The sequence below is a fragment of the Mucilaginibacter lutimaris genome, from assembly GCF_042676625.1.
GTDB lineage: Bacteria > Bacteroidota > Bacteroidia > Sphingobacteriales > Sphingobacteriaceae > Mucilaginibacter > Mucilaginibacter lutimaris.
The window spans coordinates 143250-169097 of record NZ_JBHTIA010000012.1 but is presented as its reverse complement, the minus strand read 5'-3'; the positions used below and the strand labels follow the sequence as shown (position 1 = coordinate 169097).

General features: G+C 42.9%; 16 protein-coding genes and 1 tRNA gene. 12 read left to right on the top strand and 5 right to left on the bottom strand.

Annotation, left to right across the window (positions count from 1 at the left end):
* The first annotated feature begins 7 nt into the window (after positions 1 to 7).
* On the top strand, positions 8 to 1327 hold the full coding sequence (locus tag ACFQZI_RS15685; protein ID WP_377144082.1) for a vanadium-dependent haloperoxidase: 1320 nt from the start codon (positions 8 to 10) through the stop codon (positions 1325 to 1327).
* A 1-nt stretch (position 1328) separates the two neighbouring features.
* Here ACFQZI_RS15685 and ACFQZI_RS15680 read toward each other — a convergent pair whose 3' ends face one another.
* The gene (locus ACFQZI_RS15680) at positions 1329 to 5318 is read right to left on the bottom strand and encodes a hybrid sensor histidine kinase/response regulator transcription factor (protein ID WP_377144080.1); all 3990 of its coding nucleotides are present in this window, start codon (positions 5316 to 5318) and stop codon (positions 1329 to 1331) included.
* A gap of 195 nt (positions 5319 to 5513) precedes the next feature.
* On the opposite strand from ACFQZI_RS15680, the gene ACFQZI_RS15675 reads away from it, so the two are divergent.
* Genes ACFQZI_RS15675 through ACFQZI_RS15660 form a run of 4 tightly spaced genes read left to right on the top strand, consistent with a single transcriptional unit; the run spans position 5514 to position 13290 of the window.
* Entirely contained in the window at positions 5514 to 8765 is a 3252-nt protein-coding gene (locus ACFQZI_RS15675; protein ID WP_377144078.1) for a SusC/RagA family TonB-linked outer membrane protein, read from the top strand.
* A 22-nt stretch (positions 8766 to 8787) separates the two neighbouring features.
* Positions 8788 to 10689 (top strand): RagB/SusD family nutrient uptake outer membrane protein, encoded by a 1902-nt coding sequence (locus ACFQZI_RS15670; protein WP_377144076.1) that lies wholly within the window; start codon positions 8788 to 8790, stop codon positions 10687 to 10689.
* Between the two features lie 14 nt (positions 10690 to 10703).
* A complete protein-coding gene (locus ACFQZI_RS15665; protein WP_377144074.1) occupies positions 10704 to 11405 on the top strand; it encodes a DUF3823 domain-containing protein in 702 nt (233 codons plus the stop codon).
* A 49-nt stretch (positions 11406 to 11454) separates the two neighbouring features.
* Entirely contained in the window at positions 11455 to 13290 is a 1836-nt protein-coding gene (locus tag ACFQZI_RS15660) for a glycoside hydrolase family 2 protein (protein ID WP_377144072.1), read from the top strand.
* Positions 13291 to 13472: 182 nt separating this feature from the next.
* On the opposite strand, the gene yiaA is transcribed toward ACFQZI_RS15660, so the two are convergent.
* Entirely contained in the window at positions 13473 to 13940 is a 468-nt protein-coding gene (gene yiaA / locus ACFQZI_RS15655) for an inner membrane protein YiaA (RefSeq protein WP_377144070.1), read from the bottom strand.
* Positions 13941 to 14066: 126 nt separating this feature from the next.
* On the opposite strand from yiaA, the gene ACFQZI_RS15650 reads away from it, so the two are divergent.
* Positions 14067 to 15560 carry a hypothetical protein gene (locus tag ACFQZI_RS15650; RefSeq protein ID WP_377144068.1) on the top strand — a complete coding sequence of 498 codons (1494 nt, stop codon included), beginning with the start codon at positions 14067 to 14069 and terminating at the stop codon, positions 15558 to 15560.
* 181 nt (positions 15561 to 15741) lie between these two features.
* On the opposite strand, the gene ACFQZI_RS15645 is transcribed toward ACFQZI_RS15650, so the two are convergent.
* The 3 genes from ACFQZI_RS15645 to ACFQZI_RS15635 form a co-directional block, all read right to left on the bottom strand.
* Entirely contained in the window at positions 15742 to 17061 is a 1320-nt protein-coding gene (locus ACFQZI_RS15645; protein WP_377144066.1) for a DUF389 domain-containing protein, read from the bottom strand.
* Positions 17062 to 17066: 5 nt separating this feature from the next.
* On the bottom strand, positions 17067 to 18308 hold the full coding sequence (locus ACFQZI_RS15640; RefSeq protein ID WP_377144064.1) for a cation:proton antiporter: 1242 nt from the start codon (positions 18306 to 18308) through the stop codon (positions 17067 to 17069).
* A gap of 663 nt (positions 18309 to 18971) precedes the next feature.
* Positions 18972 to 19043: transfer RNA gene (locus tag ACFQZI_RS15635), tRNA-Glu, on the bottom strand.
* Between the two features lie 234 nt (positions 19044 to 19277).
* Here ACFQZI_RS15635 and ACFQZI_RS15630 point away from each other — a divergent pair.
* From ACFQZI_RS15630 to ACFQZI_RS15605, 6 genes are read left to right on the top strand one after another with little or no spacing between them, the layout of a single operon-like run.
* A complete protein-coding gene (locus ACFQZI_RS15630) occupies positions 19278 to 19559 on the top strand; it encodes a DUF427 domain-containing protein (RefSeq protein WP_377144062.1) in 282 nt (93 codons plus the stop codon).
* Positions 19559 to 20950, top strand: a complete 1392-nt coding sequence (locus ACFQZI_RS15625) for a mercuric reductase (RefSeq protein WP_377144060.1) — start codon at positions 19559 to 19561, stop codon at positions 20948 to 20950. Before ACFQZI_RS15630 ends, ACFQZI_RS15625 begins: the two co-directional genes overlap by 1 nt.
* A 6-nt stretch (positions 20951 to 20956) precedes the next feature.
* Positions 20957 to 21922: an ABC transporter ATP-binding protein gene (locus tag ACFQZI_RS15620; RefSeq protein ID WP_377144058.1), complete on the top strand. Its 966-nt coding sequence runs from the start codon at positions 20957 to 20959 to the stop codon at positions 21920 to 21922.
* A complete protein-coding gene (locus ACFQZI_RS15615) occupies positions 21915 to 23486 on the top strand; it encodes an ABC transporter permease/substrate-binding protein (protein WP_377144056.1) in 1572 nt (523 codons plus the stop codon). Before ACFQZI_RS15620 ends, ACFQZI_RS15615 begins: the two co-directional genes overlap by 8 nt.
* 4 nt (positions 23487 to 23490) lie before the next feature.
* A complete protein-coding gene (gene egtB / locus ACFQZI_RS15610; protein WP_377144948.1) occupies positions 23491 to 24642 on the top strand; it encodes an ergothioneine biosynthesis protein EgtB in 1152 nt (383 codons plus the stop codon).
* A 26-nt stretch (positions 24643 to 24668) separates the two neighbouring features.
* Positions 24669 to 25655, top strand: a complete 987-nt coding sequence (locus ACFQZI_RS15605) for an L-histidine N(alpha)-methyltransferase (protein WP_377144055.1) — start codon at positions 24669 to 24671, stop codon at positions 25653 to 25655.
* Positions 25656 to 25848: the final 193 nt, after the last annotated feature.

Genomic DNA, 25848 nt, shown 5'->3' with positions numbered 1-25848 from the left:
TATCCATATGAAGAAAGTTTGCGTATTAGTATTAGCTATAGTTTCCTTTGCCTCGTGCGGGCCTAACGGCAAATGGAAGAAAGCGGCGCAAAACCCTAACTATATACATCGGTCGGTTAGGGAGGTAACAGATGTAATGCTTCATGATATTTATTCGCCGCCTGTGGCAAGCCGTATTTACGCTTATATAACTGTGGCTGGCTATGAGGCTGCACGTAACGGCGATAAGCATTACATTTCATTAGCCGGGCAGTTAAATGGGCTTGGGCAAATGCCTAAACCTATACCCGGCAAAGAGTACTGTTATACACTTGCCGCGTCGCACGCTATATTGGTGGTTGGTAAGATCCTGGTAATGTCTGAGGGGCGGATAGAGAGTTTCCACGAGCAACTAATGCAGGAATTTAAAGGAACCGGGATGCCTGATGAAGTTTACCAAAACTCAATAGAATATGGCAAGCTGATAGCCGATGGAATATTGAAATGGGCAGGTAAGGATAATTACAAACAAACCCGCTCGTTAGCTAAATACGATGTGCAAACTGATGATGCCACCTGGAAGCCAACCCCGCCGGCTTACATGAAAGGTGTAGAGCCGCATTGGAATGATATCCGGCCGTTCCTGTTAGATTCGGCACAGCAGTTTAAGCCGGCTAAAGCGGTAGATTTTTCCTCAAAACCCGATAGTTATTTTTATAAACTTGCCTTAGCTGTAAAAGATGCAGGATCGCATTTAACGCCCGAGCAAACCTTAATTGCCAGTTACTGGGACGATAACCCGTTTAAAGTAAATACCAACGGGCATACCATGTTTGCCATAAAAAAGATCTCGCCCGGAGGGCATTGGATCAATATTGCGGGCCAGGCTTGTCGCAAGGCTAAAGCCGATTATATACGCACTGCCGAAACTTATGCCTGTTTGGCCGCTGTTATTGCCGATAGCTTTATCAATTGTTGGGACGAGAAGTATAAAAGCAAAGTAATCAGGCCCGAAACTTATATTAATGAATATATAGATCAAAGCTGGATGCCTTTACTGCAAACACCGCCTTTTCCTGAATATACCAGCGGGCATAGTGTAGTATCGAATGCATCGGCAATAGTGTTAAGTAAAACGTTTGGAGATAACTTCGCCTTTACGGATTCTACAGAAACCGCTTTTGACCTGCCCGCCCGCACCTTTAAATCGTTTAAAGCCGCGGCTGCAGAAGCATCTGTAAGCCGATTTTACGGGGGCATACATTACATGCCATCAATTGTTAACGGTATAACCGAAGGCGAAAGCATCGGGCGTTTCGGGTTATCTAAGTTAAAAACCCGCAAGTAAGCTATTCCGTTTTTATTTTATCTGCTCTTTTACTGTGCTGATACTCGGTGGGAGTAGTGCCAAACTGTTTTAAAAAATTGCGGCCCAGGTGCGATTGCGAACTATAACCTACCAGGTTTGCTACCTCATATATTTTATAGTCGCCCTGTTCCAGCAGTTTTGCAGCAGCTTTTAAACGGGTAATGTTTATTAACTCGTTTATGGTAAGGTTTGATATTGCCTTTACCTTGCGGTATAAGGTAGGCTTACTCATATTCATGAGGTTGGCAATATGTTCAACATCTAAATCAGCATTTTGCATGTTCCTGTAGATCACCGAATTTAGTTTATCCAGGAAGCTTTCATCGGGCTTACTGTATGCCATGGTTTTGATATTTGCCAATGGCGAGCTCGCAAAATAATCTTTTATCTTATTGCGGTTAATGAGCAGGTTGGCTATCTGCACCTGCAAATGCTCGGGCGAAAATGGTTTTTCGATATACGCATCGGCACCAACCTCTAAACCCTCTATCTTACTTTGCAGGGTATTGCGCGCGGTTAAAAGTATAATAGGTATATGGCTATGCTCAAAATTAGTTTTCACTTTTTTGCAAAATTCAAAACCATCTATAACCGGCATCATCACATCACAAATTACAAGCTGAACGTTCTCCGCCTCTATCTTATCAAGCGCTTCACGGCCGTTTAAAGCTCGTATCACGGCATATTTTTCTATAAGTTCATTTTCAAGAAAATCCAGTATCTCCGGATTATCGTCGACCAAAAGTATCAGGGGTTTCATAAGGTCAAGTTTTTCTTTTCGGTTAATGACGCCCGTATTTTCATAACCATCCGGTGTGTTATGAAGATCGAACTCTTTGTCCTGGTGAATTGGTAACACCAGCGTGAAGATATTAAAATTATCAACCGAATTACTTAAAAAAAGTGAACCTTTATGTAGCTCGCTTAACGAGCGGGATAACGACAGGCCTATGCCTGTGCCTGTTTGTTTCTCAGATTCCTTCATTCTAAAGAAAGGTTCAAATATCCTGTCGCGTAGTTCAAAAGGGATAAGATAGCCATCATTTTTTACCACAATGGTAAATGATGGGTCGTTAGATGCGGGCTCAAAAACGATTACTTGCACTGTAGCCGAAGCATACTTTACAGCGTTATTAATTAGGTTGCTGATGATCTTTTTAAACGCGTCGATATCTATGAACGCGTAAATTATATTGCCCGTGCATGTAAGCTCATAGCTTAGGTTTTTTTGCTCAGCCATCGCTTTAAATTCCAGGAAGGTGGCTGTAACTAAAGCGTTAATGTCGGTTTTAACAAAGTTAAGGCTAAAACCACTGGTCTCCGTTTTCCTGAAATCAAGCAGTTGGTTGGTAAGGTCCAGCAGCCTGTCTGTATTGCGTTCCATTATCTTCAGGTTACCCTGTATTTCGGGTACCTCTGCCGCCCGTTTCATTACCTTTTCCATTGGCGCTTTTATGAGGGTTAAGGGGGTCCTTATCTCATGCGCAACATTTGTAAAGAACTCTATTTTAGCATTGTACAACTCTTTTTCCTGGGCATTTTCCAGCTTTTGTATCAGGCGCTCATTATTTTGGCGTATGTTTTTATGATACTGCCGCAACAAGTAATAAACCGATATTAAAAATATCAATACATAAACAATGTATGCCCAGTTGCTTTTCCAAAAAGGAGGGCGGATCTCTATTTCAATAGCGGTTTCCTTATTGGTCCAGTTGCCATTGTTATTTGCAGCCTTAACAGTAAAGGTATAGTGACCCGGCGGCAGTTGTGTAAAGTAAACCTTACGATTAGTTTTTAGCGATGTCCACCCACGGTCTAAACCCTTCATGATGTACTCATATTTCGTCATCTCAGGCGCCGAGAAGCTTAACGAAGCGAAATCGATACTGAATGAGGACTGGTCGTAATTTAGTTTGATCTTTTTGGTGCAGATGATAGATCGCTTAAGTAACGAGTCTTTCTCCTTCACCGAGATCTCCTTATTATGAACCTGGAAACCCGTAATGTAAACAGGCGCTACAAACTGGTTCTTGGTAAACAGGGCGGGATTAAAGCTGATCATCCCTTTAACGCAGCCAAAATACAAGCTGCCGTCAGTATCCTTATAAGCCGAATTATAATTAAATTGGTCGCTTAACAAGCCGTTGGCTTTGGTGAAGATATTGATCTCGTTATCACGGAGGCTCAATGATATAAGCCCGCGTGAGGTGCTCACCCATATATGCTTGTTATTATCTTCCAGTACCCTAAATATATAATTACTTGGCAGGCCGTTTTCGGTATCAAAATATTTAAAGGTATGCTGGTCGGTATCGTAAAACCAAAGGCCTAAACCATCAGTAGCAAACCAAATATTGTTATTACTGTCTTCAAACACCCCGTTCACTATGGATATATTCAGCGCATCTTTAACAGGATAATTGTAAGGGAGCTTAGCCCCCCTCTCGTTTTTAATATCGTAAACGTAAATGCCATCTCTAACCGTCCCTATCCATATCTTGCCGTTATGGTCCTCTATCATCGAATAAATAAAATCTTTGGCGGGGATGTTATCTATTAATGTAAAATCTTTTTTATCCGGGTTGTAACGATAAAGGCCATGTGTGGTACCAACCAGTATAACGCCTTCACGGGTTTTAAGAAATGTTACTATAAAGTTACTTTTTAGCGCATTTTTAGCGGCGCCGGCTATAAATACCTGCTCAACCTTACCGGTTAATATATTAAATATGTTAAGGCCCCGTTCAAATGTGCCTATGTATAAATAATTGCCGACGGCTAACAGCCCGTGTATATTGGAATTTGATATACCGTTTGATACACCAGGGTAATAATGTGTCCAGGTACTTTTATCTGGAGAGAGTTTGTTCAATCCGTTATCCTCGGTGCCAAGCCAAAAGTTGCCAAACTTATCTTTACATATTTCGCGAACCACATTGCCTTGCAGGGTGTTTTTTTCGGCCGGATAATATTTGTTAAATAACGAATGCTGGCTGGGATAATAATTGATGCCGCCAAAATAGGTGCCTGCCCATACCCCGCCTTCTATATCCTTATATAAGGTATATATGGCGTTGTCTGATAGCGAGTACGGGTCATTATAGCGTTTCTTTACATGGTTAAATGTGCCTTTACTTATATTGTACATAAACAGCCCCGATTCGGTAGCTATCCAAAACTCATTATCGTTATACTTAACAAAATCGCGTACGTAAATTTCGGTTTTATCGGCGTTGTAGGTAAGCCTGTCGGCATAGGTTCCAGTAAGGCAGTCAAACTCTTTAAAGCCCTGGTTGGTAGTGCCCACAAAAATTTTGTTGTTACCGGCGTATAAAATGGTTTGAATATAATTTGATGCCACACGGGGCGATCTGTCAAACAAATTGTAGCTACTGAAGGTACGGCTTGCGGGATTTAATCTTTCAATGGTACCCTTTGTGGTAGATACCCACAACGCGCCATTTACCAATGCCAAAGATGTAGCTTCGAAGTGCTGATAAGGGTTATAGTTAGTGATCTTTTTGCTTTTTTTATCATATTTCATGATAGCGGGGCCCGCTATAAACCAGCAATTATCATAATCATCCTGTAATATACATCTCACCCCATCGTGTCCGGCAATGTTTAATGGGGTAAAGGTTTCGGTATCGGGGTCGTAATGTTCAATGCCCTCATCTGTGCCAACCCACATGGTACCATCCTTATCAAGGCTGAGCGCATGCACCATGTTGTTTGAAAGGGTGCGCTTATCGCGCGGGTTATGCCTGAAAACCTTAAAGGTATAGCCATCAAAACGGTTTAGGCCATCTTTAGTGCCCAGCCACAAAAAGCCTTTTTTATCTTGTAAACAGGCGTAAACGGTGTTATTAGACAAGCCCTGTTCTACCTGGTAGTGCTTAAAATAATAAGTTTGGGCACCGCACAACGCAGGAAGCAACAATAATATTATAACAGAATAGATAGGTTTCAATATAACTAAGCCTTAAACAAATATAAAAATTAAGCTTACGTGTTTGCTCTAAAATTAACAATGATACTTTTCGACTAATTTTTGATATGATTTGGTTAATCGCCGGAATTTAAAACTGTTTACTTTACATTTAAATTTGATAGTCACATCTCCGTGCCTTCAAATGACCAAATAAACCAATAATAAATTAACCTTATGAGAAAATCTCTACCGCTCAGACAGGAGGGGTATGTCCGTAAACACTGGTTGTACGGCCTGCGCTATCCTAAAACATTATTTATTATTAGCACTGTATTAATTTGCATGTTTTTTACGGACACGGCAATTGCCCAGGGGGTAAAAGTGACGGGTACCGTATCAGACACTACAAACACAGCGCTTATTGGCGTAGCCGTAAGAGTACGCGGAACCCAAACCGGTGCAGCAACCGATGTTAACGGAAAATTCTCGCTTACTGTGCCTGATGCAAACGCTGTACTGGTGTTTAGTTACATAGGCTTTACTACCCAGGAAGTTCCATTGAACGGTCAAACCAATGTAGCCATTAGGCTTAAGGGTAACCGTTCGTCATTACAAGAGGTGGTGGTAACAGGTTTCACCTCGCAGCGCAGGGAATCTATTACAGGTTCTATCGCCAGTACAACAAGTAAGGATATTGAGAGGGTACACGCGGGATCAACCGTTAGTACCGCCCTTGCCGGTAAAATAGCAGGTGTAACTTTCAGACAGTCTGAAGGCCGCCCGGGGGCAGCAGCTAACATCCAAATACGTAACATGGGTAGCCCATTGTATGTAATTGATGGTGTGCAGCAAAACGTGAATGCTTTTAACAACCTGGCAACAAATGATATTGCAAGCGTAACGGTGTTAAAGGACGCGTCGGCAGCTATTTATGGTGTGCAGGCGGCGAATGGTGTAGTGGTTGTAACAACCAAAAAAGGATCGGGCGAGGCGCGCATTAATGTGGATGCTTACACCGGTTTCCAGAATTTTTACCGTTTCCCAAATGTGGCTACCAATGCTTACGACTATATGCGTTACCTGGCCGAAGCGCAGGTGAACAGCAACGGCTCTACAACTATCACACCGGCCGAACTTGAAAAATATAAAGCAGGCACCGAGCCCGGTTATAAAAGCTTTAACTGGAGGGATTACATCCTAAAGGCAAACAATAACGCACCGTTAAATTCGGTAAACGCTAATTTCTCGGGCGCCAGCGACAGGGTAAACTATTATGTATCGGCAACCAACTTATATCAAAACTCTCAGTTGGGTAAAGAGTATGAATTCAGACGGTCAAACATACAATCAAATATTGCTGTAAAACTGGCAAATGGTTTAAGGGCCAACGTTAACATAAACGGCCGTGTGGAAACCATTGAAAACCCCGGGGTACCTGGACTTGATGACTACGGGCTGGCTAAATTTGCCGTATTAAGAAACACACCTTTAGAGCGTCCTTACGCGAACGATAACCCGGATTACCTGAACGATATTGGGCACACTGAAACCAACTACGCGTTCCTGAACAAAAAACTATCGGGCGTTTTCCATAGCGACAGGCGCGTGTTACAGGCTAACTTTGGTGCCGAATATGACATCCCCGGTGTTAAGGGATTAACTTTAAAAGGCTTGTATTCTTATTACGTTGAGGACTTTTTGCTTAACAACCAGGAGTACACCTACAACGCGTATACTTATCGCCCGGCCACCAATACTTATGATGTAACAGGTGGTAGTACCAACCCATGGCGCGAGCGCGAGCAAATAAAAGAGTTTAACAAAACTACCCAGTTACAGTTAAACTACAACAACACTTTTGGTAAGCATACTATAGCCGGTACATTAGTGGCCGAGCGTATAGAATTGCAGCACCTTCGTAACTGGATACATGCTTCGCCAATATCAAATAACCTGCCTTTGATCTATTTTCCAACTGCAGACCAATACCAGGACAGGGATGACAAAGAATCGAGATTGGGTTATATTGCGCAGATCGATTACAACTATAACAATAAATATTACCTGCAATTATCGGGCAGGCGCGATGCATCGTACCTGTTTGCGCCCGATAAACGTGTAGGTTATTTCCCCGGTGTATCTGCCGGTTGGAGAATTACCGAAGAGGGCTTCATGAAAAAGCTACTTGGCGACAACAGCTTCATCAACGATTTAAAGATCAGGGGATCATACGGTATACTCGGGGATGCCAGGAACCCGAACGATCCTAACGCTTCAATTGTTGCACCTTATGCCTACTTAACCGGTTATAACTATAACCAGAACGGTACAGCTATTTTAGACGGTAACTCCATAATTGTATCGCGGGATAAGGGTATTCCGGTCACCCGTGTATCCTGGTTAAAAAGCCGTATAACAAACGTAGGTTTAGACTTCACTTTGTTAAAAAGCAAATTATCGGGCTCGGTTGAGTACTTCTACCGTAAACGAACCGGTTTACTGGGTAACCGTAACGATGTAATTATTCCTACCGAGGTTGGTTACTCGTTACCGCAGGAGAATGCCAGCAGCGATGCACAATCTGGCGTGGATATTGCCCTGTCATACAACTCCAACATAGGGGATGTGCGGTATAACATTGCCGGTAATTTCTCCTATAGCAGGCAAAAAAATCTGCAAAGTTATAACCCGCTGTTCTTCAACTCCTGGGATCAGTACCGTAACTCTACCGAAAACAGGTACTCACATATCGACTGGGGGTATGAAGTTACGGGACAGTTCACTTCTGCCGAGCAGATCAACAACTATCCGGTCAATATAGATCAGCAGGGTAACCGTACGCTGCTTCCCGGCGATTTGATCTACAAAGATCAGAATGGCGACGGTAAGATCGATATTTATGATGAACGACCGATAGGTTTTGGCTATGGTACACAGCCCAACATCAACTTTGGTTTCTCGTTAGGGCTGGCTTACAAAGGGTTCGACTTCCATGCCGATTTCTCGGGTGGTGCAGGATATACCTGGTTCCAGAATTACGAGACCCGGTGGGCCTTTCAAAACAACGGTAACTTTAATACAATATTTGAAGACAGGTGGCACCGTGCAGATCCATACGATGTTAACAGCCAATGGATACCGGGCAAATATCCCGCAAACAGGGTTAACCCGGGCTTTGGCGGGGCAAGCTACGCGGCAGACAGGAACAACGATGGGTATAACGGCGATGGGCAGCGCAACTCAACCTTTTGGTTACACAGCGTTAAATACCTTCGTGCACGTACTATAGAACTTGGGTACACCCTGCCGGCAGGTATTCTGGCTAAAGCCAAGATCAAGAAGGCAAGGTTCTACGTAAACGGGTATAACCTGTTCTCGTTCGATAACCTTAAACAATACGCTGTGGATCCGGAGACAACCGATGATAACGGGTTGCAGATACCACAAAGTAAAGTTGTTAACATAGGCGTTAATTTATCCTTTTAATTGACCCTTAAGTTTAAATTCTATGAAAAAGAAATTTTTATTAATGATAGTTGCCGGCTTGCTTATTGGCGAGTCGTGCAAAAAAGACAGCGAGTTTTTAGATATACCACCCAAGCAGGTTTTGCCTACCGAACTGGTATTTTCTGACCCCGCGCTGGTACTTTCAGTTTTAGGAGACCTATACAACAGGGTGCTTGATTTTTCGGGCCTCGATAATGGCTGGGCGTCCTTTGTAGATTTTAGTGAAGCCTTCCCGTCAGAGAATGGCAGCAATTTCTTTGTACAAAGAACAGGCTGGGGTTTTGGAGAATGGAGTACCTGGGATTACGGCTACGTGCGCGATTTAAACCTGTTTATTCAGCGTGCAACTGCTGCTACCAAACTTACCGATGGCGATAAAAAACGCTTTATTGCCGAGGCAAGGTTTTTAAGGGCCCAATATTACTTCGAAATTGTAAAGAGGATGGGCGGCGTACCATTAATAACCGAGCCGTTAGAGTATGATTATACCGGCAATGTAACGCCATTGCAAAAGCCGCGTTCTAAAGAGTCGGATATATACGATTTTGTAATAAGCGAAGCCGAGGCTGTAAAAAATGATCTTCCGGCAGATGTAAATACAAAGTCGAGAGCATCTAAAGCTGCGGCATTGGCTATGGAAGCAAGAGCCGCATTATATGCAGGTTCAATAGCTAAATATGGCGCTACTACCCCTCAGGTTTCATTGCCTGGCAACGAGGTGGGTATCCCGGCAAGCATGGCCAATGATTATTACACTAAAGCGCTTACAGCAGCGCAAGCCATTATAACACAAACAGCAGGCAATTACCAGCTTTACAAGGTACTGCCTGATCTGAGCGATAACTTTGCCGCAATATTTCTTGATAAGAGCTCTGTAAACCAGGAGGCTATATTTATTGAGGATTTTAAGGTAAATGGTGGCAAAACACATGGTTTTACAACCAACAATCAGCCCTTTTCTATATCTGACGAGGGGTTGGATGCTGGCCGTTTAAATCCATCATTAAACCTGGTCGAATCATTTGAAAAATTGGATAACACTTACGCGCCATTGCCTATTACCAACGGCTCAGGCGACCCGATCTATTATGATGATCAGCTTGATCTGTTTGCCGGCCGTGATGCAAGGCTTGCAGGTACTGTTTTATTGCCTAATGGCTTATTTAAAGGTAAGCGTACCGACGTTTGGGCCGGTTATCAACTGGCCGACGGAAGCATTTTAACCAGTAACGACGCCGGTAGTTTAAAACCGCTGCCCGGCACAACCACACCGGTACAGGTTACAGGTAAAGACGGTGTTATAAGCGGACAGGAGTTCAGAACACAAACAGGCTTTTATATTCGCAAATATCTTGACCCAACAGTGGGTTCGGGACGCAGGGGCAGGGGTAGCGATGTAGCATTTATTCGTTACAGGTATGCCGAGGTATTGCTTAACGCTGCCGAAGCTGCATTTGAACTTGGCCAAACCGGTGTTGCAGTAGGATACATTAATCAAGTGCGTTCACGCGCGGGTTTAACTACGCCCTTAACTACAGCCGACCTGAACTTTGACCGTATTGTGCACGAGCGCCGGGTAGAACTGGTGTTTGAGGGCCATACCCTGTTTGATATGAAACGCTGGAGACTGGCGCACATTGTTTGGGATGGTAATAAGATGACCGTAGCCGACTTATTAAGCAATATTGGGAAAGCAACCAAGCGCAACACCCAACCTTACGGATTATGGCCGTACAAATATTATAACCCGGGGAATGCTAATAATAACAAATGGTTATTTAAAATTGTATTACCGGGGCCGGTAACAGGTGCAAATAGCTTCCAGTTTGGTAATTATTACTCACAAATAGGTAACGATATTTTATCTGCTAACCCATTAATTGTAAAGCAACCTAATCAATAGTAAACATACACGTCATGAAAATAAAATTTCAATACATCATATTAATATTAACACTTTTTGCATCCTATGGCTGTAAAAAGGATAATTATGACGCGCCATCGGTTAGCTTAAAAGGCAGGTTGATATATAATGGCGAACCGGTTAATGTAGAGTACAACAGGGTTCCCTTTGAGCTTTATCAACCGGGCTATGGTAAAACAGGTCCTATTAACGGCGCGTTTGGGCAGGATGGCTCTTACTCAACACTGCTTTTCGCGGGAGATTATAAATTTACTATTCCTGCCAACCAAGGACCGTTCCGCTGGAAGGAACTAAGTGCGGGAAAACGCGATACATTAGCAATAAAAGTAAGCGGCGACCAAACACTTGATATAGAGGTTACGCCATATTACATGGTTCGTAACGCGGCTATAACCGCCGCTGGCGGCAAAGTAAACGCCACATTTAACATCGAGAAAGTTATAACCGACGCGAATGCAAGAGATATAGAGAAAGTTACGTTATTTATCAATAAAACTCAATTCGTATCAGGTGCCGATCAGATAGGCACCGCTGAAATTAACGGCGCTGATATCGCAAGCCTTAACAACATTACGCTATCGGCAAATATCCCAACCATTACACCTACTCAAAACTATGTGTTTGCACGTGTAGGCATCAAAATTTCGGGTGTAGAAGATCTGGTCTTCTCGCCGTTGGTAAAAGTTTCTTACTAAATTCTCTGGGCCACTTATGTGGCCCATTTTTTATTTATATCTGCTTTATATGAAAAGACTTGCGATCAGCCTTTCCCTGGCATTTTTTGCCATAACCGCACATGCCCAGCAAAACCAATGGCACCTAATTAAAACCCATATAACCACGCCATGGGCCGAAAAGGTAAACCCTAAAGCGCCGCTGCCTGAGTATCCGCGCCCGCAAATGGTGAGAGGTAACTGGCAAAATTTGAATGGGTTATGGGATTACGCCATCGGCCCCAAAACAGACAAACAGCCTACTGCCTATGCGGGTAAGATACTTGTTCCGTTTGCGGTAGAGTCGGCTGTATCGGGCGTAGGGAAAACTGTAGGTAAAGATAGCCTGCTGTATTATAAAACCACTGTAACCATTAATAAGGGGCTTAAGGGTAAAGATGTGCTATTGCACTTTGGCGCGGTAGACTGGCGTGCCGAGGTTTTTGTGAACGGTAAAAGTGCTGGTGTGCATGAGGGCGGGTTTGATCCGTTCTCGTTCAACATCACTCCGTACCTAAAAAGCGGCAAGCAAGAAATTAAGGTAACCGTTTGGGACCCTACCGATGATGGCCCGCAGCCACGCGGCAAGCAGGTTAAAACCCCCGAAGGTATTTGGTATACACCGGTTACAGGCATATGGCAAACGGTTTGGTTAGAAGGCGTGGCCAAAACGCATATTGAGGCTACCAAACAAACCCCCAATATTGACGATAAGACGCTAACCATATCTGCCGATGTAGCTAACAGCCAACCGGGCGATAAGCTAAAAGTAACTGCCCTGGATGGTAAGACCGTTGTTGATGAGAAAATTGTTGATGCGAATGCTACAGCAGTATTGAATATTAAAGATCAGAAGCTATGGTCAACTACCAGTCCGTTCCTGTATGATCTTAAAGTATCTGTTATACGCAATGGAAAAGCTGTAGATGAAGTAAAAAGCTACTTTGCAATGCGTAAAATATCATTGGGGCCTGATTCGCACGGCATCCAGCGAATGCTGCTGAATAACGAATTTGTGTTTCAGTACGGCCCGCTTGATCAGGGCTGGTGGCCAGATGGTTTATATACCGCACCTACTGAAGAGGCTATGGTGTACGATATTGATCAGCTAAAGGCGATGGGTTTTAACATGATACGTAAACACATAAAGGTTGAGCCCGCCCGTTATTACGCCTACTGCGATAAAATGGGTATGTTGCTTTGGCAGGATATGCCAAGCGGCGACCTTGGCAACGGATGGGAAAACCGCCCCGGTGTTTTAGACCGTGCTACAGATAAGGCCCGCACGCCCGAATCTGAAGGTTATTACCGCAAAGAGTGGGCTGCTATTATGAAAGCCCTGCATAATTACCCATGCATTGTAGTTTGGACGCCGTTTAATGAGGCATGGGGCCAGTTTAAAACGGTTGAAATAACCGAGTGGACGATGGGAAATGACCCTTCGCGATTAATTAACAGCGCCAGCGGCGGTAATTTTTACTCCACCGGCCATATTGTTGACCTGCATAATTACCCCGCTCCGGCTATGCCAAGTCCGGATATTTTTGGCAAGACCAGAGCTGTGGTATTAGGTGAGTTTGGCGGCCTTGGCTGGCCGGTTGAAGGCCATAACTGGCAGGCTAATAAAAACTGGGGCTATCAGAATTTCAAAAACGGTGATGATGTACTTAAAAAGTATATAACCTTCACCAATAGGTTGCAGGAACTGATAAAGCTTGGATTATCGGCTGCTGTTTACACACAAACTACTGATGTGGAAGGCGAGGTAAATGGTTTTATAACCTATGATAGAAAATTCATAAAAATGCCGGTAGAAAAATTACATCAGGAGCATATTAAGCTCTACAACCCTGATTTGGCAAAATAGCTACTAAGAATAATTGCGCAGGTGATTAATTGCTAACTAACGATACAACCGGGCCGGTATGGAAACATACCGGCCCGGTTTATATTAAAGTTTTTCTCCCAATTGTCTTAGTAGGATACTTATATCACTATAAAAATACCCGCAGGCCTGCCTGGCAAGACACTGCGGGGGCAACCGCTAAGTTACAAGTCTTTATCCTCAAACATCTTTGAGTCGCGGGTGTTTTTTTGTACGGCGATGGCCGAAAACATACTTAGGCAAAAAGCCATGGCATAAAAGCCTTTTTCACTTCTGGTAATGTCGGCATTCCAAAGGCCTATTGTAAGCAGTACCATTGCGGCAATAGTTGCAAACCAGCTTATGCCATAATAAAGGTCTGTCACCGCATGCCCTTCGGCTCTGTCCCTTACGCTCTTTTGTACAGAGATTACTGCGAATAGGCCAAATAACAATATGGTGAAATAATACCCCTTTTCATTCAATTGCATAGTTGCATTCCATAGTCCAATGCAGTATCCGGTTACTCCGGACAACAAGGCGAACCACGAGGCTCCTATAAATGCACCGGTGGGTTTAAAAGGTTCTCTAACTTTATTACCAAATTTTAAAGTGGTTAAATTTTCTTCTGTTCTGTTTTGTAGCGGTTCCATGTTGTTTTATTTATTTGTGTGAAACAAATGTCAGGTGTGAAACGGCGATAATAAAACTAATCTTCTAAAATTACTGACGATATAAATTTAATTTATTTATATTTTTAAATGTAATAATTGACTGATATGGATTCGATACGTGAACTTGTAAAGTTGCTTAGTAATAACGATAATAAGCTATTCAGGCAGTTTTTGCGGCAAAAAAATAAAAGGGCCGACGTTAAAAATCTACAGTTACTTAAACTAATAGAAACCGATGATATAAATGGCCTAAATAATCTTTACAAGTCGCAAAAAAACGATGATGCATATCATGCGCTGCGTAAAAGGCTTCAGGATAATTTATTGCTGTTTTTATCACAAAAAGCCTTCGAGAATAATCATTCTGATACTTACGATGCATTACGCATGGTTGTAGTAGGGCGTTTTTTGTTAGAAAATGACGTGGTTAAAATAGGGCTAAAATGTTTAAACAGAGCCGAACGGGTGGCCGGAAATTTAGAGCAATTTAATTTACTGAACGAAATTTTACTCTTGAAGCTTCAATATGCACACCTTGCCGGAGCTGAGCTGCTCGAAGAACTGACCATACGATTCCAGGAAAACCAGTTAAATATGCAACGCGAGGCCAAACTACAAATTGCTTACGCTTTTTTAAGGCAGCAACTGCAAAATATACATTTAAAAGGGCATATCGTTAATTTGACAGCGCTGATCATTGAGACCCTTAGAAAATACAAGATCTCGGTACAAGACCTCATGACTTATAAGTCAATTTACCAAATCCTTTTCATTGCAAATGAATATGCAGCCATACAGCGAAACTATGGTTTGGTAGAGCGTTATATTAAACGAACGGATGCTTTTATACAAAGCCAGGAAAATAAGACAGGGGCATATTTATATTACCATATATCCATTTTGTATTTTTTAGCGAACTTTCATTTCCGTATTAAGAAATTTAACGAAAGCGCTTCATATCTGAAGCAAATGATGGATTTAATGCAAACGGATAGTACTTACTATGCATCGTTTTATTTGAGCCAATCTTTACTCACGGCGCTTAATCTGTTCTTTACAGGTTCTTCTGAAGACGCAATTATCCTATTGAAAGAATTGTTGCTTAATAAAAAGTATAAACATAAACCAGAAGATGTTGAAGATGTAAGAATATGCCTCGCTATGTTTTTAGCGCTTTGTGACAAACCGGCAAGCTTGAAACAGTTAACTTATCTTAACCGCACCAATTCCTGGTATGAAAAAAGAATGGGTATGCTTTGGACCATCCGCAAAAATTTGATGGAGATATTGATCCATGCCCAGTTTTCAAACATTGAGCTGGCCATGTCCCGTGTAACAAGTTTTAGGCGGCGCTATAAGAAGTATTTACTGAAAACATCAGAAGAACGCGTTCTCTCGTTTTTAAAACTCGTTGAAAAATATTTATTAAAACCCGATGTGATCTTAGAAGTAGCTTATAAGAAGGCGGTTTTAAACTTGTTAGATGAAGGAGAGAATGATGATATTTTTACATTGGGCTTTATTGCCTGGCTTATAGCACGCTGGGAGAAAAAAACATCTTATGAAGTAATCCTCGCTACACTAAACAAGCAACTGTAATTTACACAAATAAAAAAGCCGCTCTACTTTAGTAGTAAAGCGGCTTTGTAGCCCGTAGGGGAATAAGATTGATAGTGATTTGTGACATTCGGGCTTCATTCAGGGTCAAGACTACTGATTTGAGTGGTATTTGGCTTCTTTAATACTTTACCCTAATTATCCTTAGAAAACAAAGTAATCATCATTGCGTAATCAATCTCAATTTTGGCGACTGATAGCGCTTTTGCAACCAAAGCTGTATTTTCTGAATATCAGCCTTTGGTTGTGACTTGCTGAACTTAATAAGTGCTATGCGCTGGGTATCTACCAAATTAGTATCCGGGCGTTGAACCGCGATATTGCTCACTCCAAAGTTGGTTACAGCCGGATATAATATTTTCAATTCTGTTAATATCGAGCTATCTTGATTTATTGCTTTTGGCTTTAATCTGATCGTGTCGGGCTTAGTTTGCTTATTAAATACATCCTCAAGGATACTTGCTTTGATCTGTGAGAAATCGATTTCCTGTTTAGCATTAAGTCCTTGCCGTATGTTTAGTTTGACGTTACGCAAACGGTAAGTGTTCATTCTATGCTTTAGAGAATCTAAGACCGGTCTATCTAACACGGAACCAATCAACAGAATGTCGATAGTCTTTTGAGCGTCGGTGTATTTGAACGTTTTAGAAACTACCTGTGTGTTATGAAAGTGAAATTCCTCTTCAACAAACTTGCGGGCATTATTCTCAAAAATACTTTTATTGACAATGCGGTAAGCCATATAAATGCTTGGAAGAATTGTAACAACTACGATAATGATGAGATACCTGCTTACCTTTTTTTGAACGGCAGGATCATCAAAATGCGTACGCTGCAAGTTTAAGTACCGCGACATCAAGTAGGTGGCAATAGCAATGAACACGCTATTGATGAAATAAAGATAGATAGCACCTAAAAAATATAGCCAATTTCCGGTAGATATACCAAACCCTGCCGTACAAAGCGGCGGCATCAATGCTGTTGCGATCGCTACACCCGGCACCACATTGTTCTTTTCTTTGCGGGATGCTGCAACCATACCAGCTAACCCACCAAAGAAAGCAATAAATACATCCCAAATAGACGGCGACGTACGGGCAAGCAATTCAGACTGTGCTTCGTGAAGCGGTGTGATGGAAAAATAAATACTTGAGGTTATGATGCTGACAAGAGTTGCAACCAACAGATTTTTGCCACCTTTCTTCACCATTGAAAGGTCATTAACGCCAATACCCAAACCAATACCCATTACTGGCCCCATAATGGGTGATATTAACATGGCACCTATAATTACTGCGGTAGAATTTACATTGAGCCCGATAGAAGCAATGAAAATGGCGAAAATGAGCGCCCATAGGTTGGCTCCCTGAAAATCAATATTCTTCCGTATGCTTATTATAATCTCCGCTTCGTCGGCCTTATCTTCTTGTAGATTAAAACGGTGTGTAAAAAAGTATTGCAGTTTTCTTACAAGTTCGTTCATAAGCATCATTTCTGAGGTTGAAGTTTTTTTGCCAGTTTACCGATAGTCAAACCCTGCACCAAAATGGAAAACACCACAATGATATAGGTGATGAGCACGAATTGATCACGGTACATATTACTGCTGAGAGAAAGGGCGAGCGCAACGGATATTCCGCCTCGTAAACCACCCCAGGTGAGAATGGCAACCGCATTACGCTCAAACTTAATTTTAAACTTTAACAGACTTACTGGTATGATAACAGAGATCCAACGTGCTAAAAGCACGATTATAATACTAACTGCACCAATAAGCATGACCGTTGGATTGATCTTGATGACAAGCATCTCCAGTCCAATAAAGAGAAATAGAACAGCGTTTAATATTTCATCCACCAAATGCCAGAACTTACCTAAATAATCCCTCGTTTGCGCAGACATACCCAATTCTTTAGACTTGTTCCCGGTAATGATTCCTGCTACTACCATAGCCAGCGGCCCGGAGATGTGTAGATGTGATGCTAAGGTGTACCCTCCCATTACAATAGCAAGAGTAATCAGAACTTCTACCTTATAATCGTCAATGGAGCGTAGCGATAAAAAACCTATATAGCCAAGTAAGGCACCAAAAATCAAACCGCCTACTGCTTCCTGCAAAAATAATTGCCCAACATCTAATGCGCTGAAGTTTCCACCTGCTGAACGTGCAATCTGCGCAATGCTGATAAAGATAACAACAGCTACACCATCATTAAAAAGAGATTCGCCTGCAATTTTCACTTCAAGCGATGACGGTATTTTGGCTCGTTTCAAAATTCCCATTACGGCGATGGGGTCGGTTGGCGAAATAAGTGATCCAAAGAGAAGGCAATAGATAAATGGTACAAGTATATTGAACAAGTTAAACAGCACCCATGTAATACTGCCAACAACAAAAGTAGATATGAGAATGCCAATGGTCGCTAAAAGTAAAACCGGCCAGCGCTCTTTCTTCAATTTATCAGCATCGATATGAATGGCTCCGGCAAATAGTAAGAAACTAAGCATAAAGTTCATCAACACATCCTGAAAATCGACTGAATTAGCCAATTGAACTGCTTTTTCAGACAGTAACCAACGGGAGTTACCGAAAAATACTAATCCTACCGAACTGATAAGCGAAAGGGCCATGATGCCAATGGTAGGCGGCCACTGAATAAATCTGTGATTGATGTAAGCGAAGACTGCTGCTAAAACGATAGTAATGGTAATAATTTCACGTATATCCATCCGAGTTTGTTTTTAACTACAATTGATTTTCAAGCCGCTCTTTTAGATGGAAAGCTTGGACTGACACGTACCCAATCTGTTGACATTTTAAGCAAATCCATTAAGTTGCCGTAGCGGCATGGGACATATGTCATTTTCGTTTGAGTCCTGTTAAAAGGTTGAAAGGCATGAATTGTTTTATCGTAGATGCTATTTACAGTACTTGTGGATAATACAACGCCACCTGAATTACAGTAGGTACTAATGGTAAATAAGTAAATTTGTCTTCAAAGCTCAAAGATCAAGGGCTATCTCCATCTTCAAATGGGTTTGATGAAATTCTTTGATGAAGATTTTTGAGGCTGGCATTTTTGAAGAAGGTACGCTCAAACAATTGCTTATCTCAAAATCCTTTTTAATTGTTCAGATGTTCGATCAGGTGATTTTGGTGATGATATTTTACCCTTTTAGATGACAGGTAAACCTGGCATTAACCCCCGGTTTAAAGATGCGGTTTAGGTTATCAGGCTATATAAAAAGAGGGATTTTGATGATGAAGTTTTGTAAAACGATAAAACAGATTTCAGCTTCATTGCGCGCCATTCAACTCCAAATAAATTTTACCTATTACGCGCCCCATAAACGAGAAAACGCCGACTTCTTGTAAGAAATCGACGTTTACCGTAGCCCGTAGGGGAATCGAACCCCTGTTTGAAGAATGAAAATCTCCTGTCCTAACCCCTAGACGAACGGGCCATTTCAGAGTAATAAACCGATGTTTCAGATTTATTTCCCCTTATTTTGGGAATGCAAAGATATACGTTTCTGGAGTAATTAAAAATATTTTTGTAAAAAATTTCACAAAGATTTTTTAGCCGTGTTTCTGCTGCAGATAATCGCACATCATTTCAGAATACATCAAACAAAAAATGTTATTGGCTATTTATAATTCCAATACTTATAAACACCTTTATACAAACACTTAGCCTTATGAAAGCCGTTTGGAATAACGAGGTCATTGCGGAAAGTAATGACACCATTGTAATTGAAAACAATCATTATTTTCCGAAGGATAGCGTAAAGTCCGAATTTTTAACGGAAAGCGCTACCCATACCATTTGCCCATGGAAGGGCGTTGCATCATATTACACCGTTGAGATAGACGGGCAAAAAAATATTGATGCCGCCTGGTATTACCCCGACCCCAAGCCTGCGGCAACAAATATTACTAATTACATAGCCTTTTGGAAAGGTGTTAAAATAACCGAATAATGAAGGAGTATGATTGTATTGTTATAGGATCGGGCCAGGCAGGTACACCTCTTGCCAAAAAGCTGGCAATGGCAGGTAAAAAAACCTTGTTGGTAGAAAAGCGCTTTATTGGCGGCACCTGTGTTAACGATGGTTGTACGCCTACCAAAACTATGGTGGCCAGCGCGCGCGTGGCTTACCTGGCGGGCAAATGCAACGAAATGGGCGTAACGATAAAGGGTTACAAGGTAGATATGCGCCAGGTGAAAAAGCATAAGGATGATATTGTTCTTAAATCACGCAACGGCGGGCAGGCGGCGGTAGAGAAAACGCCAAACCTCGATCTGGTTTTTGGCGATGCTACATTCATCAATAAAAAAACCATAAGTGTAACGCCCAATAAAAAAGGCCAGGTGTTGGAGTTTAAGGCGCCGTTGATATTTATTAATACCGGCGCTAAAACTATTATACCCGATGGCATTGATGGATTAAACGAGATAGATTACTTAACCTCAACCTCTATCCTCGACCTGGAAAAAGTTCCCGAGCATTTGCTTGTAATTGGCGGTAACTATATTGGGCTGGAGTTTGGGCAGATGTTCCGGAGGTTTGGCAGCAAAGTTACCATATTAGAAAGGTCGGGCAGGTTATTAACACGCGAAGACGAAGACGTATCTGCCGAGATGACAAGGATACTACAAGAGGAAGATATTGCCATTCATACCAATGCCAAAGCCACTAAATTTAAAACAAAGGGCAAAGGCAAAATAGTGGCTACCGTTGATGTAGGGGGCAAAGCTCAAAAAATTAAATGCAGCCATGTTTTAATTGCTATTGGCCGTACGCCGCAAACGGATACGCTTGGCTTAGACAAAACCGGCGTTAAAATGGATGAGAAGGGTAACATTAAAGTTAATGACAAGCTGGAAACGAATGTTAAAGGCATTTACGCGCTTGGTGATGTTAAGGGCGGCCCTGCGTTCACGCATATTTCTTACAACGATTACACTATCGTTTACCGTAACCTTATAGAAAAGCAAAACCTGAATGTTAACGACAGGCCCGTGCCATATTGCATGTTTACCGACCCCGAACTTGGCCGCGTAGGCATTACCGAAGCGCTGGCAAAGGAGCAAGGCCTCAATTATAAAGTAGCAACATTACCCATGGCCCACGTTGCCCGCGCTATAGAAACAGGAGACACGCGTGGCATGATGAAAGCCGTTGTTGACCCGGAATCTAAAAAGATACTGGGCGCAACCGTTATTGGTACCGAGGGCGGCGAGATCATGAGCGTTTTGCAAATGGCCATGGAGGGTGGCATTACCTATGATAGGATAAGGTATTGTGTTTTCGCGCACCCTACCTATTCCGAATCGCTCAATAATTTATTTATGAGTTTGGAGGACTAACGCCCGATGATAAAAGTTGAGCATCTTGTAAAAACCTTCGGTGCAACAAAAGCTGTTAATGATATTTCTTTTGAGGTGAACGAGGGGGAGAACTTGGTGCTTTTAGGTACCAGCGGTTGCGGCAAAACTACCACCCTTAAAATGCTTAACAGGTTAATAGAACCTGACAGCGGAGCTATATCCATCGACGGTAAAAACATCCTCGGGCACCCGGCTGAACTGCTGCGCCGTGGCATTGGTTACGTATTGCAAAACAACGGCTTGTTCCCACACTATACCGTGGCTGAAAATATTGCCATAGTGCCCAACCTGCTTAAATGGGACAAGACCAAAACCCAAAAGCGGGTTGAGGAATTACTGGAAAAGCTCCACCTCGATAAAAACTACCTCAACGTTTACCCTAATGAATTGAGCGGTGGGCAGCAGCAGCGCATTGGCCTGGCAAGGGCATTGGTTGCAGACCCGCCCGTGTTACTGATGGACGAACCCTTCGGCGCGCTGGATAATGTTACCCGGTCAAAAATACATGATGAATTTTTGGCTTTGGACGAGTTGAAACGCAAAACCATTATTATGGTAACACACGATGTACAGGAAGCCTTTGAACTGGGCGATCGTATTGCCCTGATGGACAAAGGTAAAATTGTACAAATAGGCTCACCTAACGATCTGCTGTTTAAACCCGCGAATGATCTTGTGAACGATTTCCTGAAAGAACAACACCTGCAACTGGAGTTTAAAACCATCAAGCTGAGTGATATTTGGGAGTACCTGCCGAACAACGGCAAAAAGATAAACACCTCATTATTATCCGCCCAGGCGGGAGTTTGGGTAGCGTTGGAAAACTTTAAGTTTTATCCCCGCGAGAACCTGAACATCCTCAACCAGGAAAACAAAGAAATAAAGTCGGTAACGTTTGACCAGTTGATGTCGGCATTTTCGAACTATAAAAACCGCCTGCCCCATGAATGAGCATCAGCAAACTTTGTGGGAATTTATGCAGCAGCAGGTGGATAAGCTTGGCGTGCAAACCATGCAGCATATCGGGCTTACATTTATATCACTGTTTATTGCTGTACTGATAGGTTTGCCTTTGGGCATTTACATCACCCGTAAAAAGCAACTCTCGGGCTTGGTGCTGGGTATAGCGGGCATCCTGCAAACTATTCCCAGCATTGCCCTGCTTGGTTTCATGATACCTGTTTTAGGCATAGGCGCTAAGCCCGCCATTGTGGCGCTGCTGCTTTATGCTTTGTTGCCTATCATCCGCAACACCTATACTGGAATCACCGGGGTCGACGCGACTGTTAAAGAAGCGGCCGTTGCCATGGGCATGAGCAAATGGCAGGTGCTTTTCAAGGTGGAACTATCCTTAGCTATGCCGGTGATATTGGCGGGCATCCGCACTGCTACGGTTATCAACGTTGGTGTGGCAACACTGGCATCCTACATTGCCGCTGGCGGATTAGGCGAGTTCATATTTGGGGGCATTTCGCTCAATAACACTAATATGATATTGGCAGGGGCTATCCCGGCGGCTGTACTGGCCATTCTGTTCGATTTTCTGTTGTCGCTATTACAAAAGCTGAATTTTAAAAAGATAAGAGGTGTGGTAAGGATCGCGCCGGTGTTATTGATTTTACTATCCTGCCTGTACTTTATCCCATCGGCCTATGGTAGTAAACTTACGGCAGGTTTTACGCCAGAGTTTATGGGCCGGCAGGATGGCAACCTCGGCCTGGTAAGCAAGTACGGATTAAAGATCCACACCATTGTAATTAATGATGCGGTGATGTATAAGGCAGCCCAGGAAAAGGAACTGGATGTAATAAGCGGCTACAGTACCGATGGCCGCCTAAAAGCGTACGACCTGGTGGTTTTGGATGATGATAAAAAGATCTTCCCGCCATATTACGCCGCGCCAATTGTTCGTGAAGATGCATTAAGAAAGTTTCCCGAACTGGAAAAAACGCTGAATTTACTGGCAGGTACAATTACTGACTCGGTAATGACGGAATTAAATTACCGTACCGACTATCTTCACCAAACGCCCGAGCGTGTGGCAAAAGATTTTTTGGTGGCAAAGAAATTATACAAGCTCGCGCGGGGAGGTAACGAGGGTGTCGTGCGTATCGGGTCAAAAATATTTGGTGAACAATACATTTTAGCCAGCATGTACACCATGCTTATCAAAGGCTATACTAATTATAATGTTGCCACCAAAACCGGCCTCGGCGGTACCAAAATAGTTTTCGACGCCATGACGAACGACCAGATAGACATGTACCCCGAGTATACCGGCACTGGCCTGCTTGCAATTTTACAGGCCTCGTCACAAATGGTAACACGGTTGCAGGTAAGTAAAGATAGTACCTATAATTACGTGCAGCAGGAGTTTAAAAAACGTTATCAAATAAAATGGCTAAAGCCAATTGGGTTTAATAATGCGTATGCATTAATGATGCGCCGGGGGCAGGCAAATGAACTGCACATCAAAACAATTTCGGACCTTAAAAGGTTTTTAGATAGTAAGTAATATGATTGATTTAGCCGACTGTTACCAGAAAGTACGCCAGCGTACCGAAGCCATTTGCGAGCCCCTTCAAACCGAAGATTACGTTGTACAACCTGTGGTTGATGTCAGTCCGCCTAAATGGCATATTGGGCACACCACCTGGTTTTTCGAAACTTTTATTCTGAAGCCCTACTTTGCCGAATACCAGGAATTTGATCCTAACTACAATTATGTTTTTAACAGCTATTATGAAACGGTGGGTAACCGCGTTATACGTACAGACAGGGGTAACTTAAGCCGCCCAACGGTTATTGATGTTAAGCGCTACCGCAAGTATGTGGATGACGCCATGTATAACTTTTTGGCCTGCGGCGATGTAAGCGATGATGTTAAAGAATTACTCATCCTCGGCTTTAACCACGAGGAGCAGCACCAGGAATTGTTACTAACGGATATAAAATTCATACTGGGGAATAATCCGCTGTTCCCTGCATATTCGCATAGTTACGTTTCCCCCCGATCAGAAAAAACAGGCTCGCCTTTTATTAAATTAGAAGTGGGCGTGTATGAGATAGGTTTTAAGGGTGAAGGTTTTTCGTTCGATAATGAATTGAACCGCCATAAGGTTTACCTGAATGCTTTTGAGATAAGTCAGGATCTGGTAACTAACGAGGAGTATCTGGAGTTTATGAATGCCGGCGGGTATCATGATTTCCGCCACTGGCATGCTGCGGGCTGGGATTGGGTGAACACCAATAAAGCCGAAGCGCCAATGTACTGGCATAATATTAACGGGCAATGGCATAATTATACCTATCACGGTTTGCAACCCGTGCACATGCACGATGCGGTTACCCACATCAGCTACTACGAAGCTTACGCCTACGCGTCATGGAAAGGCATGCGCCTGCCAACGGAATTTGAGTGGGAAGCTGCGGCTAAGCAATTTACTTGGGGGCTGCGCTGGGAATGGACAGAAAGCTCTTATCTGCCTTATCCCGGTTTTGCTAAAGCTCCCGGCGCCATTGGCGAATACAATGGTAAGTTTATGGTAGGGCAAAAGGTACTGCGCGGCGCATCAGAAGTTACTTCGCCAAACCACAGCCGTATTACTTATCGTAATTTCTTTCAACCCGAACTGCGCTGGCAATTTACAGGCATCCGTTTGGCAAAATAATTAATACAACATCATCAACAATACTTATGGCATCTACCAGCCCAGCAACCGAACAAAAAAATAACGCCCTCACCGACGACCAGTTCTACAAGGACGTTATTGCCGGTTTAACATCCACGCCAAAACGCCTCGATTCCAAATATTTTTATGACGCCCATGGCGATAAGATATTCCAGGAGTTGATGGGCTGTGAAGAATACTACCCCACCAACTGCGAAATGGAGATCTTTACCGCGCAAACTGCCGAGCTTTGCAAGGCGCTGATTGCTGATGGAGATGCCTTTGACCTGATAGAGCTTGGAGCGGGCGATGCCACAAAATCCACGCAGTTGTTAAAATACCTGATAGATAATAAAGCAGATTTTAAATATCTGCCGATAGATATATCTGAAAATGTAATATCATACCTTAACATCACCTTACCGGTAACCCTGCCGGGGATAAGAATACAAGGGCTTAACGGCGAGTATTTTGATATGCTGAAAAAAGCCGCCGCCATATCTGATAAGCGCAAGGTGGTGATGTTCCTTGGATCGAACATTGGCAATATGCCGGTGGCAGATGCCCAGGCCTTTTGTAAGGAGTTGCGCAACAATTTATCTAAAGGTGATATGCTGCTGATAGGTGTAGACCTGAAGAAAAACCCGGCTACCGTTTTAGCTGCATACAACGATAGCAAAGGGATCACCAAACGTTTTAACATAAACCTATTGGAGCGCATGAACCGTGAACTCGGCGCCGACTTTAACACCCGCCAGTTTGACCACTACGCTACTTACGACCCGGAGACCGGCTCATGCAAAAGTTACCTCATAAGCCTAGCCGACCAAAAGGTGAAGATCGGCGAAGAAACCATAACGTTTTTGAAAGACGAGTACATTTACATGGAGATCTCTCAAAAGTATGCTGTAGAGCAGGTAAATGAGATGGCGGCATTATCAGGCTTTAAGCCATTAAACCAGTTTTTTGACAACAAAAACTGGTTTGTGGATGCGGTTTGGACGGCGGAGTAAACGGCTAATGGGTAGCTCCTACGGAGCAAAAAAGAACTTCTGTTATCTACAAAGCGGTAGCCCCGATGGGGCATGTTTCATGTTTAAGTGATAGCTGACACATCGTTTAGAGCGGTAACTGTTTTAAAATAGGCCTTTGTAAGTCCATGCGCTGTTAAATATAATCCTAATAGGAAATTCACGTAATGCATTT